The organism is Streptomyces sp. NBC_00448, assembly GCF_036014115.1.
In the GTDB taxonomy this organism is placed as follows: domain Bacteria; phylum Actinomycetota; class Actinomycetes; order Streptomycetales; family Streptomycetaceae; genus Actinacidiphila.
The window spans coordinates 8780740-8794354 of record NZ_CP107913.1 but is presented as its reverse complement, the minus strand read 5'-3'; the positions used below and the strand labels follow the sequence as shown (position 1 = coordinate 8794354).

Here is a 13615-nt window from a genome sequence, read left to right as displayed (position 1 = left end):
GGGGTGGTTCGTGGGTTCGGGGAACGGGTCGGGGGTTCGGCGGGTGGATGCCGGTCGGGGCTACGAGGTCAGGGCCACGAGTCGGAGTACGGGGCAGGGCCGCGGATCGGGGGTTCAGGTGGCGCGGCGGTGGGGGCCGGCCGGGGCACGGGTCAACTGCCGGCGTGGAAGGGCAGGCCGGCGTCGGCGGCGAGGTCCGCGGCCTCGCCGTCGGCCGCGGCGGGTACGAGGGTGGCGGTGCCGTCGCCCACCGGTACGACTCCGAGGTCGAGGAGTTCGGCCATGGCGGCGCTGCCCGCCATGTCGCGGACCTGGAGCTGGTAGCGGGCGGTGGTGCGGTAGGTGCCGCCCGACTCGTCGCCGGTGCGCTGCAGGAAGCCGGAGTCGACCAGGAACGCGACGGCCTTCCCGATGATGCCGGTGGTCGAACTCGCCAGCCGGCGGGCGTCCTTGGTGGCGCCGGTGGCGCTGCGCCGGGTGTAGACCCGCCAGGCCGCCTCCAGGCCGGGCGCGTCGCTGGCCGGGTCGGTGTTCTCGCCGCTCTCGTCGGCGCGCTCCTCCAGCCGGCGGCACGCCTGCCGGACGAAGGCGTCCACGCCGTGCACGGTGATCCGACCGATGTAGCCGTCGTCGGCCAGGTCCTCGGGGCGGGGGAAAGCGAGGGCGGCAGCGGCGAGGTGGGCGAGGCCGTGCAGGAAGCGGTCGCCGGAGTCGGACGCGGCGCGGCGGGCGTAGTCGCCCATCCGGACCGCGAACACCGAGTCCTCGCCCGCGGCGACGGCCATGCCCGCCCGGGGCGACACCTCCAGCACGATCAGGCCGAGCCCGGCCGCCACGGCGTCGGCGAGCCGGGCGAACGCCGGGTCCTCGCGGTGGCGGCGGATCAGTTCCGCGTACTCCGCGTCGCGGGCCGGGATCAGCTTGGGCTGCAACCCGAACCCGACCAGGCGGGCGGCGTCCGCGACATCGCCGGGCACGATGGGGGACGGGGTGGCCGCCTCGCCGGATTCCCGTGTGTCGTCCTGCCGATCCGTGATCACGTCGTGCGTTCCTCTGGGAGCTGGGGGTGGGCTGGGTGCGGGTGGGCGGGGCAGGTCGGGCGCCCGGAGCCGAGGTGGGGGCCGGAGCCGTTGCGGAAACCGGGGCCGGGGCCCGAGCGGGGGCCGGGGCCGTCCGCCAGGCGGCGGACGCGCGGGCCGCCGCCCGTCGGACCGAGGCGGCGTTCACCCTTCACGGTCGGCACCTCCCGCCAGCAGGGCGGTCCCGAGGATGAGGTCCGCGCCGCCGAACTCCGGGTCGTCGAGCACGGTGCCGTCGTCCACGGCGAAGAGCAGGCGGGGCTCGCCCTGCCGGTGTGCGGTGCCGACCGGCGGGGACGCGGCGTGGATGGCGAGGAGCGCGACGAGGTAGGGCAGGTCGGGGTCCTGGCGGCGGGCCTCGGCGAGCAGCCCCGACAGCCGGCGGGGGGCGTCGTGCGGCAGGTCGAGGAGGGCGAGCGCGGACTCCAGTTGCTCGTCGCTGAACCGGGAGTCGTCGGGGGTGGCGACCAGGTCGGGCTCGGGCATCTCCGCGCCCAGATGGTCGCGTTCGACCGGCGGGGTGAGCAGGAGGTCGACCAGGTCGGTGACGCGGACGGCGCCGGGGGTGCGCAGGCCGGTGCCGCGGGCGAAGAACGCGTCGGTGACGCGGGACGCCTGCTCGACGGGCAGCGGCAGCAGGGGCGCGACGAGCTGGCCGTACAGGTCGAGTCCGGCGCGGGCGGGCGGCGCGGCGAACGCCTGCCGGTCCTGCTCGGCGCGGAAGAGCGGCCCGGCCTCCAGCAGCCGGGACTGGAGTTGGGTGTGGCGGCGGATGCAGTCCTTGACGATGTCCACCAGTTCGGCGGCGCGCCGCTTGTGCTCGGGCTCCTCCGCTTCGTCGCGCGCCTTGCGGATGTTGGTGAGGATCGCGTTCTCGTGGCGGTAGCGGTCGGCGACGTGGTCGAGGGCCTCGGCGATCATGTCGGGCACCTGGCGCAGCCAGTCGACCGCGCGGACGTCGCGCCGGGTGGCCTCCAGGGTGCGGCGGAGGGTTTCCGCATACTGCACCGTGCGGTAGCGGGCCTGCTCGGCGGCGAGTTGGGCGTCGGCGAGGCGGCCGCGGCTGATCAGCACCTCCAGCTTGACCTCGGCGGCGATCTGGGCGCTGGTGACGTCGGTGTCGAGGGCGCCGACCAGGACGTTGACCGCCTCGTCGGTGGTGCGCAGGTACACGCTGCCGCCGGGGCCGGCGACCTCCTCGATCAGCTTGAAGTCGTAGTCCCGCCGGATGTACGCGCCGTCGGCGCCGAACGTGCCGTAGACGGCGCGGAATCCGCGGTCGGCACTGCCGACGTTGATGAGGTTCTCCAGCACCCAGCGGGCCACCCGCTCGTGTTCGGCGAGGGTGCGGGTGGGGGCCTGGGCGGCGACGCGGGGCAGCAGTCTGGCCACTATCTGGTCGTGGTCCGCGCCGGTGTCGAAGTCCATGTTGAGGGTGACCAGGTCGATCGCGGCCAGCGCCACCTCGGCCATCGCGTAGACCGAGTACGCGCCGGCGAGGTTCGCCTTGCGGGTGTCGAGGTCGTGCAGCGGCGCGGTGCAGGCGAGCGCGCGCAGCCGGCGGGCCAGCCCTTCGTCGGCCGCCGGGCCCGGCGCGGGGCGCGGCGCACCCGGCAGCGGCTGCGGCGGCTGCCGCGACTGCTGCGGCGGAAGGTGCGGGACGGTCGTGGTCACGCCCCAACATTAGGCGGTGCCACCGACAACGCACGAAACGGCACGGATGCGTACGGGGTGGGCGGTGCCGGGTGGAAGCGGCGGGGAGCTGCCATGATCGTGCCACGGGCATCGGCGGGCCGATGCGAGGCGACGGACCCGGGCGGATCATCATGGCGCAGGACGCGGTGGCGCGAGCGGCGATCGACCTCAACGCCGACCTCGGCGAGGGCTTCGGCCGCTGGCGGCTGACCGACGACGAGGCGCTGCTGTCGGTCGTGACGAGCGCGAACGTGGCGTGCGGCTTCCACGCGGGCGACCCGGCGACGATGCGGCGGGTGTGCGATCTGGCCGCCGAGCGCGGGGTGCGGATCGGCGCGCAGGTCTCCTACCGCGACCTGGCGGGCTTCGGGCGGCGCGCGATGGACGTGCCGGCGGACGAGCTGGCGGCGGAAGTGGCCTACCAGATCGGCGCGTTGGAGGTGTTCGCGCGGGCGGCGGGCGCGGTGGTGGGGTATGTGAAGCCGCACGGCGCGCTGTACAACCGGGCGGTGCACGACGCGGAGCAGGCCGAGGCGGTGGTGGCGGGCGTACGGCTGGCGGGGGCGCTGCCGGTGCTGGGGCTGCCGGGTTCCCGGCTGCTGGCGGCGGCGGAGCGGGCCGGGTTGGCGGCGGTGCCCGAGGCGTTCGCGGACCGCGCGTACACCGCGGCCGGCACCCTGGTGTCGCGGCGCGAGCCGGGCGCGGTGGTGGAGGACGCGGACGCCGTGGTGGCCCGCTCGGTCGGGCTGGCCCGCGACGGCCGGGTGGCGGCGCTGACCGGGGAGACGGTCGCGGTCGCGGCGCGGTCCCTGTGCGTGCACGGCGACACCCCCGGCGCGGCCCGGCTGGCGGTGCGGGTGCGCGGCGCGCTGGAGGACGCGGGGCTGCGGGTGGAGGCGTTCGCATGAGCGGGAGCACGGGCGCGGGCGCGCATACGGATAAGGGCTCGGATACGGGCTCGGATACGGGCGGGCCCGTCCGGATGAGGGCGCGGGCCCTGCCGGCCGGGGAGTCCGCGGTGCTGGTCGAGGTGGAGAACGGCGAGCAGGCGCAGGCCCTGCACGCGGAGGTGGAACGGCGGCGCGCGGCAGGCGAGTTGGGCGCGGTGACGGAAGTGGTGCCGGCGGCCCGTACGGTGCTGGTCGCCGGACTGGCCGACCCGCGGGCGTTCGCGGCGGACGTGGTGCGCTGGGAGGTGCCCCCGCCGGCGACCGCCGCGGCAGGGGCGGTGGAGCTGTCCGTACGGTTCGACGGGCCGGATCTGGCGGAGGTCGCGGGTATGTGGGACATGTCGCGGGAGGAGGTCGTGGCGACCGTCACGGGCACCGCCTTCCGGGTGGCGTTCTGCGGGTTCGCCCCCGGGTTCGGCTATCTGACCGGTCTGCCGCCGGAGTTGGCGGTGCCACGCCGGGCCACCCCGCGAACGGCCGTTCCCCCGGGGTCGGTCGGCCTCGCCGGACCGTACGCGGGGGTCTATCCGCGGGCGTCGCCGGGCGGTTGGCAGATCATCGGCACGACGGACGCGGAGCTGTGGGACCCGGCGCGCGAGCCGGCGGCCCTGCTCGCGCCCGGCACCGGCGTACGCTTCACGGCCGCGCGATGACCGCCGCCGCGAGCCCGACCGCGCTGACCGTCGTCCGCGCCGGCGCCCTCACCACGGTGCAGGACCTCGGCCGGCCCGGGTTCGCGCACCTCGGCGTGCCCGCCTCCGGCGCCCTCGACCGGCCGGCGCACCTGCTGGCGAACCGCCTGGTCGGCAACCCCGCGGCCGCGGCCGGCCTGGAGACGACGCTGAACGGCTGCGCGGTGCGCGCCTCGCGCCCGATGCTCGCGGCGGTGACGGGCGCGGCCTGCCCGGTCCGGGTGGACGGCCGCCCGGTGGCCTGGGGCGCGCCGGTACGGGTGCCCGCGGGGGCGGTGCTCGACGTGGGGGCGGCCACCGGGGGCGTACGCGCCTACCTGGCGTTCGCGGGGGGCGTGGACATGCCCGAGGTGCTGGGCAGCCGCGCGACCGACCTGCTGTCGGGGCTCGGCCCCGCGCCGCTCGCCGACGGCGCCGAACTCCCCCTCGGAGCACGCCGGTCGGGCCCGACCGGCGCGTGCGACGTGCTGCCGTACGGCGGGCTCGGCACCGAACTGGTGCTTCCGCTGCTGCCCGGCCCCCGCGACGACTGGTTCGCGCCCGACGCGCCGCGCGCGCTCGCCCGCGGCCGCTACGAGGTCTCCCCCGCGTCCAACCGGATCGGCCTGCGTACCCTCGGGCCGCCCCTGGAACGGGTCCGGGATGCCGAACTCCCCAGCGAGGGAATGGTGTTGGGCGCCGTCCAGGTCCCTCCGGACGGACGGCCCGTCGTCTTCCTCGCCGACCACCCCACCACCGGGGGCTACCCGGTCATCGGTGTCGTCCCGGCCGCGGCCCTCCCCGCCGCCGCCCAGGCCCGCCCGGGCACCCCCGTCCGCTTCACCCCCGCACGGCGCCCCTGAACAGCCGCCAGCGGTCGTAGCCCCGGCGGTGGGACTCGGCCGACGCGTCGGCGCGGAACCAGCCCCGCTCGACGTCCGCACGGCGGCCCGCCGCGGTCAGCGCCTGACTGACCCGCCGCACCTGCGGCTCCGACGTGTCGCGTCCGAGCTGCCGCAACGCATGCTCGATCCATCCGGCGCCCCGCGAACGTCCCTCGGCGGGACCCCACTTGGGCACGACGAGCGTAGCGACCCAGTCGAACAGGACGGCTTCGAAGAACGGTATGCCCCGCAGTCTGCCGGGAGCGGCATCCCAGCTCAAGGGCGCCCTGCCGTAAGGGAGGAGGGCAGCACCGCGCCGAGGGCGTGTTCGGTGGCGCGGCGGGCCGCGTGGTCCAGGAGGGGCACCGTGCCGCGGACTTCGTGGCGGTACTCCTCGGCGGCGAGCCGTAGCAGGTCGGGCAGGAGGTCACGGCTGCGGTCGGCGACCCAGCGGGTGCCGCGCGTGGCCATCCACCAGGTGGAGGCACGCCGCCCGGGCGGAGGGCGGTCGGGGTCGAGCCGGGGCGGCGGACCGGCGGCGAGCCCTTGGGCAGCAAGGATCGCGTGGAAGTCGTGGGCGAGCAGCCGGTGCCCCTTCTCGCTGGGGTGCAGCCGGTCCGCGCTGAGGGTGCCGGGCGCGGTGGACCAGGGCCGGTGCGCGGCGTGCAGGTGGAGGGCGCCGTGGTACGCGGACAGGGCGTGCACGGCGGTGTTGAGCGCCGTCATACGGCGGGCGAGCGGGCGGGCCAGCGGCCAGGGCAGGCCGAGCACGCTGCCGGGGTCGGGCAGGCACGCGGTGAGCACGTCGGCGCCGGCCGCGCGCAGCTCACCGATCGCGGTGTGCAGGTCGGCCGTGACCTGGTCGATCGCGAATCCGCCGCGCAGCGTGTCGTTGCCGCCGACGACCACGGACGCCAGGCGTGGCCGGCACGCCAGGGCCACCGCGAGCTGCCGCCCGGCCACGTCCCCCGAACGGGCGCCGCCGCGGGCGGCGTTGACCACGGCGACGGCGCCCGGCCCGGCGCCGATGCCCTCGGCGAGCAACGCGCCCCAGCCGCGCCAGCCGCCCCCGGGCACGGGGTCGCCGACCCCTTCGCTCAGCGAGTCCCCCAGCACCGCGAACCGCATGGCCGGCTCCCGGCGCGCCGCCGTACCGCGCGCGTATCCCCAGGCGTCCCCGGAAGCGTCCCCGGACGTCTCCGCTCCGGAAGCATTCGCTCCCGAAGTGGCCGCTCCGGGCCGCGACATGGGCAGGTCGGTGCTCATGTCCAGGCGTCCGATCCGGTACCGGCCGGGTGCGGGACGGACGCGTCGTGGGCGACGAGGAACGCGGCGACGGCCGCCGGCCACGGGTGGAGCTCGGCGCGGGCGCGGGCGGTCGCGCGGCGGGTCCGACCGGGCACGGCCAGCAGCCGCCGGACGGCATCCGCGTACTGCGCCGGGGTGGTGGCCGCTGCGCCCGCCGGCCCGATGAGCGCCGGCAGCGCGGAGCGGGCGCTGGCCACCACGGGGGTGCCGCAGGCCAGCGCCTCCAGCGCGGCGAGCCCGAACGTCTCGACCGGCCCGGGCGCCAGCGCCACGTCCGCCGTGGCCAGCAGCGCCGCGAGGTCGGAGCGCCGCGCCACATGGCCGAGGAAGGTCACCGGCAGCCGCGCCGCCCGCACCCGTTCGGTCAGCCGGGCCCGCAGCGGCCCGTCCCCGGCCACCACGAGTGCCGCGGCCACGCCCTGGCCGCGCAGGTGGGCCAGCGCGTCGAGGGCGTCGTCCGGCCGCTTCTCCGGGGACAGCCGCGAGCACAGCACGAGCAGCACCTCGCCGTCCCGCGCGTACCGGGCCCGCACCCGCGGGTCGCGGTGCCCGGGGTGCCATGCGGCGAGGTCCACGCCGAGCGGGGCGCGTACGACGTTGCGGGCGCCGATCCGCTCGAACTCCGCCGCCGCCCACGCGGTGGTGCACACGATGCGCGTGTAGGCGTGCGCGGAGCGGCGGTTGAGGGCGTCGCCGAACCTGCGGGCGAGCGGGCCGGGCACGCCCCAGGTGCCGAGCACGCCGTCGGCGCTCTCGTGCGAGACCATCACGGCCGGCACCCGGTGCCGCCTGGCCCACTCCCCCGTCCAGCGCAGCGTGGTGCGGTCGGAGACCTCCAACCGGTCGGGGGCCAGCCGCGCGAGCAGCACCTCGACCGGGGCGCGGCGGGCCAGCACCCGGTAGCCGCCGGTGCCGGGGATCTCGGGGCCGGGCACCGTGATCACCCGCCCCTGCGGGGTGAGTTCGTCGGACCGCTCGGCGCCGGGCACGACCAGCACGGGTTCGTGGCCGGCCGCCGCGTAGCCCTCGCCGAGGTGCCGCAGCGCGGTGCGCAGGCCGCCGGAGACGGGGGTCACGAAGTTCGCCACCCGCACGATCCGCAGCGGGCCCGTACGGTCCGCGCCGTTCCCGCGCACACCGCCCACACCGCCGGCACCGGTCACGCCGTACGCGCTCGTACCGTTCACGCCGTACGCGGTCGCGTCGGCCTGGTCGTGGCCGCTCATGCCGCCGCCGCCTCGTGCCGGGTGAGGACATCGGCGTAGTGGTCGAGGAGTTGGTCGCCGACCGCCTCCCAGGTACGGGCGGCGACGGCGCGGCGGGCCTGCGCGCCGAAGCGGGCGCGGCACGCGGGGTCGGCCTGGAGCCGCCGTACGGCGTCGGCGGTGGCGCTGCCGTCGAGGGGCGGCACCAGCAGGCCGGTCGCGCCGTGGTCGACCAGGTCGAGCGGGCCGCCGGCGGCGGGGGCGACCGCGGGCAGGCCGCTGGCCATCGCCTCCTGGACGGTCTGGCAGAACGTCTCGAAGGGTCCGGTGTGGCAGAAGACGTCGAAGGAGGCGTAGAGGCGGGCCAGTTCGTCGCCGGTTCTGCGGCCGAGGAACACCGCGCCGGGCAGGGCGGCGCGCAGTCCCGCGGCGCTCGGCCCGTCGCCGACGACGACCACCCGCACACCGGGCAGCGCGCAGGTCTCGGCGAGCAGGTCGACGTGCTTCTCGGGGGCGAGCCGGCCGACGTATCCGACGATCAGCTCGCCGTGCGGGGCGAGTTCGCGGCGCAGCGCGTCGTCGCGGTGGTCCGGGTGGAAGCGCCGGGAGTCCACGCCCCGGGCCCACAGGTGCACGCGCGGCACACCTTGGCGGACGAGCGCGTCCACCGAGGCGCTGGAGGGGGCCAGGGTGCGGGCGGCGGCGGTGTGCACCGCGCGGATACGGCGCCACGCCGCGGCCTCGCCGGTGCTCAGGTACGTCTTGGCGTACCCGGCGAGGTCGGTCTGGTAGACCGCGACCGCGGGCACGCCGAGCCGGGTGGCGGCGGCCATCCCGCGCACGCCGAGGACGAAGGGGCTGGCGAGGTGAACCAGGTCGGCCCGGTGCGCGGCCACGGCGGCCGCGGTACGCCGGCCGGGCAGCGCGACGCGCACCTGCGGGTAGCCGGGCAGCGGCAGCGACGGCACCCGTACGACGGGACAGGGGTCCTGGCCGGGCTCGGGGGCGAGCGGGCCGGCGGGGGCGACGACCAGAGGGGCATGGCCGCGCCTGACGAGGTGCTCGGCCGTGCGCAGGGCGCAGTGGGCCACTCCGTTGACGTCCGGGGGGAAGGACTCGGTGACGATGGCGACTCTCATACCGTGGTTGTCGCCGGACCGGGAGTTGTCAGGGCCACGTGGATCTTTCCCGAAGGGGAACGCCCCGTGAGAAGCTGGCTTCCGAACCTTTCGGGCCGGTGCGCCGGTACCCTCATGGGAGGCGGGCCGCGGCCGTCTCTCCGGCCGCCAGGGTCTTGGCCGAGGCCGGAGGGCATCCGGGACCGAAGCCGTCCCAGCGCTTGCCAGGGGCATCCTGGCCGTGCCGCACGGGGCCGAGGAGGGGAGTCCACGGACATGGACGGCAACGAGGCTCCGGACGACGGTTCCGTCCGGCTGGGACATTCCGGCGGGTTCGCCCGCCCGCTGTCCCGATTACTCCTCCTTGCCTGCGGCTTCGGGATGGCGATCGCCCTGGCCGGTGGCGCGAGCCTGCCCGAGGCCGACGGCGGATTCACCGAACTGCTCACCCGAACCCTGCTCGCCCTAGGCCTGGCCGTGGTCGGGCTCTCGTGCGTGCTGTTGGCGATCGGCCGGTGGCTCGGCCGGCCGGCGGAGCTCTCCGCCGCGGGCATCCGGGCGCCGAAGTGGCGCGGGGAGCGGCGCATCCCCTGGTCCGAGGTCCGGGACTACCGGATACACGGCGTCGACAAGGACCGGCGGCGGCTGCTGGCGGTGTGGCTGGGTCCGGATCGCGACGGCGCACCGCTGTGGCTCGGCGACGTGTCGCGGGCCTCGGTTCCCGAGGAAGAGGTCGTGGCCCTCGTACGCCGCTCGACGAACCGCTGACATCGGTCGAGGACAGCGGGCGGAAGCGGCACTGCGGACGCGGCCTGCGGAGTGGGACGGCGGTGGGCGGAGCGACAGCGGCGGGGGCGAGTCGGTAGGCTTCCGGCGCCCGTCCCCATGGGAGTCCACTCGATCGCCAGGCATAAAAGCCCGGTGGCCGGTAAGGATGCCGGACGGCGTTACACGCCTGGCCACGGAAATCCCGTTGCCATGAGACCCCCCGCACCGGATGCTGACCTCATGTTCGACCCAGACATAGCGCCCAGTGGCACCCTTCTCGGCCTCCTCCAGCGAGGACGCGGGGACGGGCCCCTCCATGCCCTGGCGACCGAGCGGGCGGAGGCCCTCGCCGCCCTGGAGCACTGCGTGCTGCGCGATCCCCGCCTGGACTGGCGGGTCGAGTCGCGCTCGCTGTACTACGCCCGCCTCTACTCCGACCTCGAGGGCCCGCTCGACGGGGTCGAACAGCACCTCTTCCATCCCGACGACCTGCTCGTCCCCGACGAGCACCGCTGCGGGCTGGCGCTGTCCGTGCTCGGGCACCTGGCGGGGTACGGCCGCCGCGACGCCCTGCGGCTGCTGCGCCGCTACGCCGCGGCCGGCGGCTCCTGGTCCTGGGCGCTGGACGAGCTCGCCGTGCGCGACGACGAAGCCGGCCTGCGCGCGCTCGGCCCCGCCGTGGTCGCCCGGTTCCCGGAGACCGAGGAGGGCGACGCAGAGCTGGCGCGCGCCGTCCGCGAGGCGTACGAACCGCGGCCCTGGCAGCTGTGGGCCGAGGACGCCGCCCGGCCCGGCACCGCCGCCCGGGTCCGCAAGGCCACCGAGCAGGTGTCCTTCGACCGCTGGCAGCGGCAGATGCGGTCCGCCGGACCCACCCCCGGGTGGAGCGTCGCGGCCGTACTGGAGTGGGCCGAGCAGGGGCTCGCGCAGTATCCCGTGCTCGACCGCGACCAGCCCGCCGCCCGCTGCCTCGCCTCGGTGGCCGGGCCCGAGGACCGCCCCGCGCTGCTGGACGCGGCCCTGCACGGCCCGTCGGCCGCCCGCGCGGCCGCGCTGCGCCACCTCGTCGACCGCCGCGACCCCAAGGCGTTCGCCCTCCTGGAGGCTGCCGCGGCCGCCGCGGACGAGCGGGTGGTACGGGCCGCCGTCGAGTCGTTCGAGCGGCGTGCCGACGACGACGCGACCGCGCACGCGCGCCAGTGGGCGGAGCGCACCGACCCGCTCGGGTACGCCGCCGCCCGGATTCTGGCCAGACACGGCGGGCCGCGCGACGCCGACCTCGTGCTGGCCGCGCTCCGGCGGGCCGTACAGGCCGGCGGGGCCGACGCCGACGGGCTCGACGCGCTGGTCGAAGGCGCGGGGCGGCTCGCCGCGTGCCGCGCGGCGCCGGTGCTCAGGCATCTCTACCGGGAGACGTCGTCGTCGCAGTTGCGCGGGATCGCCGCACACGCGCTGGCTGCCACCGATCCCGGGTTCGCTGCCGGGTTCGCGGTGGAGTGCCTGTGGGACTGCGAGGAGAGCACGCGGGAGCTCGCGGCGCGGAAGGCCGCGTCCGGCGACGTCCGGGTGCTGGCGCAACTGCGCAGACTGGCCGCGGACCCCGCGGAGGAAGTGGACGTCCAGACGGCGGTCCGGGGCCGGTTGAGCGCCGGCTGACGCGAGGCCCCGCCGGGCGCCGGCGCCGCCCGGGCCCACCCGCACGCGCGGCCGGGCCCACCCGCACGGAAGCGGTCCGCCCCGACCCGCCCGCACCGGAAGCCGTGCCGCGCCCGGCGCCTCGCCCTCGTCGTTCCGCCTCCGGACGTTTCCGGTCCGCTCCCGGGCGGCAAGAAGCCTGGCCGGGCGTACGGCATGGCGCCGAGCGCCCGCACCGCCGACCCACGTCCCCTTTGCTCACACGGTCGGCGGCGGTCGGCCGTCGGCCGTCGGCCGTCGGCACTGATGGGACTCAGCGTGCGGTACCGGCGCCGCCTCGGTACTCCGAGGAGCCGTCCGCGACAGCGCGCCGGGCGGTCTCCTCGGCCGGACCGGCGTCCGCGTACCGCCTGGGCACCCCTTTACCGTGTCCTGCGCGCGGTCCGGTGCCGCCGCACCGTGAGGTCGCCGCCTGCCCGCCTCCATCCCGCCGCCAAGTGCCGCCGCGGTCCCGGATGTTGCGCTCCGCGCGCGGCCGGGCGGCCCGGAGGAGGTACACACGAAAGCGTGGGCTTTTGGCATATGCCGGAAGCACCACCGGAACGGGTATCGCGGAAACCCTTACGGGCCATCGCTCGCTGTGCAACAGTCGTTACTGGTCCATCTGTCCCACCGTCCGCCACGGCCGCACCAGCGGCTGCCCGCAGACATCCCTCGGAGTGCGTCATGCCGTCCCCCGCGCACGCGGATTCCCCCGCAGCACAGCCACCGGGTCCCGGGGCTGTGGATGCTCTGATCAGCCAGGCGCGCCAGTTGCGCAGCCGGGTCGACGAAGTGCTCGGCGAGAGCGTGTCGGCGGCTGAGGACCCGCGGCTGCGGTGGCAGCGTGCGCTGTGCGACCTCGCGGTGCACCAGCTCGATGATCTGGGCACCCACCTGGGGCAGTTGCGGGAGGGCTTCGAGCTGGAGGTGCCGGTCGAGGCGCCGGCGCGGGAGCCCGGGTCGCCGCTCGACGCGGCGATCGGCGCGTCCGCGCTGCCCGACCCGGTCGCGGTCGGTGCGCTCGGGCGGGCCGGAAGCGCCCAGTGGGACCTGCTCACCGATGTGGTGCAGTGGTCAGACGAGTTGTACCGCATCTTCGGCCGCGCCCAGAAGGACGGACCGTTGACCCTGGACGAGTTGCCGTCATGGCTCTTCTCGGAGGACCAGCAACTGCTCACCGAGATGGTGACCGGCTGCCTGGTCGACGGGCGGCCGATCGACGGCGAGTTCAGGATCGTGCGGGCCGAAGGCTCCGTGCGTACCGTGCACATGGTCGGCGAACCGGTCTTCGACGCCGACGGCGGCACCATCGCGATGTGGGCGGTGATCCGCGACGTCAGCGACCTGCGGCGCAGCCAGCGCACCCTCAGGGAGACCCGCGACTCCCTGGAGCGGCAGCGGCAGATCGCGCAGACCGAGCGCCGGCTCGCGGTGGAACTGCAGGAGGCCGTGCTCCCACCGTGGCGCGGCGGCCTGCGCTTCCCGCAGGAGGGCGGTCCCGCCGCGATGGACCTAGCCGCGCGCTACCTCCCCTCGGCGACCAGCGGCCTGATCGGCGGCGACTGGTACGACGCGATGCAACTGCCCGACGGTTCCTCGTTACTGTCGGTCGGCGACCTCACCGGGCATGGTGTGGTCGCGACTTCGGGCATGGCGATGCTGCTCGGCGCGCTGCGCGGCATGGCCGTCGCCGGGTTGGAGCCCGGCGCGCTGATGGCCTCGCTCAACGAACTCCTCGACACCTCCGCGCAGCCCGCCCTCGGCAGCGCCCTGTGCTGCCGGTACGAACCCGGCGAGCGGGTCCTGCGCTGGGCGCAGGCCGGGCACCCCGCCCCGCTGCTGTTCCGCAACGGGACGGGGCGCGTCCTCGACTCGCCCGACGGCATGCTGCTCGGCGCCACCTCCGGTGCCCGGTACGCCCAGGCGCGGGAACAACTCCTCCCCGGCGACCTGCTGTTGCTGCACACCGACGGCCTGGTGCCGAGCCGCTCCCCGCACAACGCGACCGCCGGCGGCAGCGCCGAACGCCTGCTCGCCATGGGACCGCTGTTCGACGGCGCCCGGTCCGCGCAGGACTGCCTGCGCATGGTGGCCGAGGAGTTCGACATCCCCGACCGGGCGGACGACGCGTGCGTACTGATCGCGAGGATCTCCTGACCGCCCGAGCGATCACCCGAGCGAATGTCCGAGCGTGAGGTCATCCGACCGCGAGGTCACCGGACCGCACGACGGACCGTACGACGAGACGGCTTCATGACCA

At 76.2% G+C, this 13615-nt stretch carries 12 protein-coding genes; 6 read left to right on the top strand and 6 right to left on the bottom strand.

Annotated features, from left to right (window positions below; translation table 11 throughout):
• Positions 1-152 precede the first annotated feature (152 nt).
• Both OG370_RS37850 and OG370_RS37845 read right to left on the bottom strand, forming a co-directional pair.
• Positions 153-980 (bottom strand): hypothetical protein, encoded by an 828-nt coding sequence (locus OG370_RS37850; protein ID WP_328474806.1) that lies wholly within the window; start codon positions 978-980, stop codon positions 153-155.
• Between the two features lie 243 nt (positions 981-1223).
• Positions 1224-2696, bottom strand: coding sequence for a hypothetical protein (locus tag OG370_RS37845; protein WP_328474804.1), 1473 nt, complete (start codon positions 2694-2696; stop codon positions 1224-1226).
• A gap of 209 nt (positions 2697-2905) precedes the next feature.
• Between OG370_RS37845 and OG370_RS37840 the strand changes: the two genes are divergently transcribed.
• The 3 genes from OG370_RS37840 to OG370_RS37830 all read left to right on the top strand — a co-directional run bounded on the left by OG370_RS37840 (position 2906) and on the right by OG370_RS37830 (position 5258).
• A complete protein-coding gene (locus OG370_RS37840; RefSeq protein ID WP_328474802.1) occupies positions 2906-3682 on the top strand; it encodes a LamB/YcsF family protein in 777 nt (258 codons plus the stop codon).
• 74 nt (positions 3683-3756) lie between these two features.
• The gene (locus OG370_RS37835; RefSeq protein WP_328474800.1) at positions 3757-4377 is read left to right on the top strand and encodes a 5-oxoprolinase subunit B family protein; all 621 of its coding nucleotides are present in this window, start codon (positions 3757-3759) and stop codon (positions 4375-4377) included.
• Positions 4374-5258 carry a biotin-dependent carboxyltransferase family protein gene (locus OG370_RS37830; RefSeq protein WP_328472447.1) on the top strand — a complete coding sequence of 295 codons (885 nt, stop codon included), beginning with the start codon at positions 4374-4376 and terminating at the stop codon, positions 5256-5258. Before OG370_RS37835 ends, OG370_RS37830 begins: the two co-directional genes overlap by 4 nt.
• On the opposite strand, the gene OG370_RS37825 is transcribed toward OG370_RS37830, so the two are convergent.
• The 4 genes from OG370_RS37825 to OG370_RS37810 all read right to left on the bottom strand — a co-directional run bounded on the left by OG370_RS37825 (position 5236) and on the right by OG370_RS37810 (position 8931).
• Entirely contained in the window at positions 5236-5559 is a 324-nt protein-coding gene (locus tag OG370_RS37825) for a hypothetical protein (protein WP_328472445.1), read from the bottom strand. The two genes, OG370_RS37830 and OG370_RS37825, sit on opposite strands and share 23 nt — an antisense overlap.
• Positions 5556-6407 carry an SGNH/GDSL hydrolase family protein gene (locus tag OG370_RS37820; RefSeq protein ID WP_328472443.1) on the bottom strand — a complete coding sequence of 284 codons (852 nt, stop codon included), beginning with the start codon at positions 6405-6407 and terminating at the stop codon, positions 5556-5558. Before OG370_RS37820 ends, OG370_RS37825 begins: the two co-directional genes overlap by 4 nt.
• A gap of 134 nt (positions 6408-6541) precedes the next feature.
• Positions 6542-7813: a glycosyltransferase gene (locus OG370_RS37815; RefSeq protein ID WP_328472441.1), complete on the bottom strand. Its 1272-nt coding sequence runs from the start codon at positions 7811-7813 to the stop codon at positions 6542-6544.
• Positions 7810-8931: a glycosyltransferase family 4 protein gene (locus OG370_RS37810; protein WP_328472439.1), complete on the bottom strand. Its 1122-nt coding sequence runs from the start codon at positions 8929-8931 to the stop codon at positions 7810-7812. The genes OG370_RS37815 and OG370_RS37810 overlap by 4 nt, the downstream gene beginning before the upstream one ends.
• 255 nt (positions 8932-9186) lie before the next feature.
• Between OG370_RS37810 and OG370_RS37805 the strand changes: the two genes are divergently transcribed.
• The 3 genes from OG370_RS37805 to OG370_RS37795 all read left to right on the top strand — a co-directional run bounded on the left by OG370_RS37805 (position 9187) and on the right by OG370_RS37795 (position 13512).
• A complete protein-coding gene (locus OG370_RS37805; protein WP_328472437.1) occupies positions 9187-9678 on the top strand; it encodes a hypothetical protein in 492 nt (163 codons plus the stop codon).
• Between the two features lie 240 nt (positions 9679-9918).
• Positions 9919-11334 carry a HEAT repeat domain-containing protein gene (locus OG370_RS37800; RefSeq protein ID WP_328472435.1) on the top strand — a complete coding sequence of 472 codons (1416 nt, stop codon included), beginning with the start codon at positions 9919-9921 and terminating at the stop codon, positions 11332-11334.
• 705 nt (positions 11335-12039) lie between these two features.
• The gene (locus tag OG370_RS37795) at positions 12040-13512 is read left to right on the top strand and encodes a PP2C family protein-serine/threonine phosphatase (protein ID WP_328472433.1); all 1473 of its coding nucleotides are present in this window, start codon (positions 12040-12042) and stop codon (positions 13510-13512) included.
• The last annotated feature ends 103 nt before the right edge of the window (positions 13513-13615 follow it).

Excerpts from the sequence above, each read along its gene's own strand:
- OG370_RS37835 (WP_328474800.1), top strand. The coding sequence starts at position 3,757 with ATGAGGGCGCGGGCCCTGCCGGCCGGGGAGTCCGCGGTGCTGGTCGAG.
- OG370_RS37840 (WP_328474802.1), top strand. The coding sequence starts at position 2,906 with ATGGCGCAGGACGCGGTGGCGCGAGCGGCGATCGACCTCAACGCCGAC.
- OG370_RS37830 (WP_328472447.1), top strand. The coding sequence starts at position 4,374 with ATGACCGCCGCCGCGAGCCCGACCGCGCTGACCGTCGTCCGCGCCGGC.
- OG370_RS37815 (WP_328472441.1), bottom strand. The coding sequence starts at position 7,813 with ATGAGCGGCCACGACCAGGCCGACGCGACCGCGTACGGCGTGAACGGT.
- OG370_RS37795 (WP_328472433.1), top strand. The coding sequence starts at position 12,040 with ATGCCGTCCCCCGCGCACGCGGATTCCCCCGCAGCACAGCCACCGGGT.
- OG370_RS37810 (WP_328472439.1), bottom strand. The coding sequence starts at position 8,931 with ATGAGAGTCGCCATCGTCACCGAGTCCTTCCCCCCGGACGTCAACGGA.
- OG370_RS37820 (WP_328472443.1), bottom strand. The coding sequence starts at position 6,407 with ATGCGGTTCGCGGTGCTGGGGGACTCGCTGAGCGAAGGGGTCGGCGAC.
- OG370_RS37800 (WP_328472435.1), top strand. The coding sequence starts at position 9,919 with ATGTTCGACCCAGACATAGCGCCCAGTGGCACCCTTCTCGGCCTCCTC.
- OG370_RS37805 (WP_328472437.1), top strand. The coding sequence starts at position 9,187 with ATGGACGGCAACGAGGCTCCGGACGACGGTTCCGTCCGGCTGGGACAT.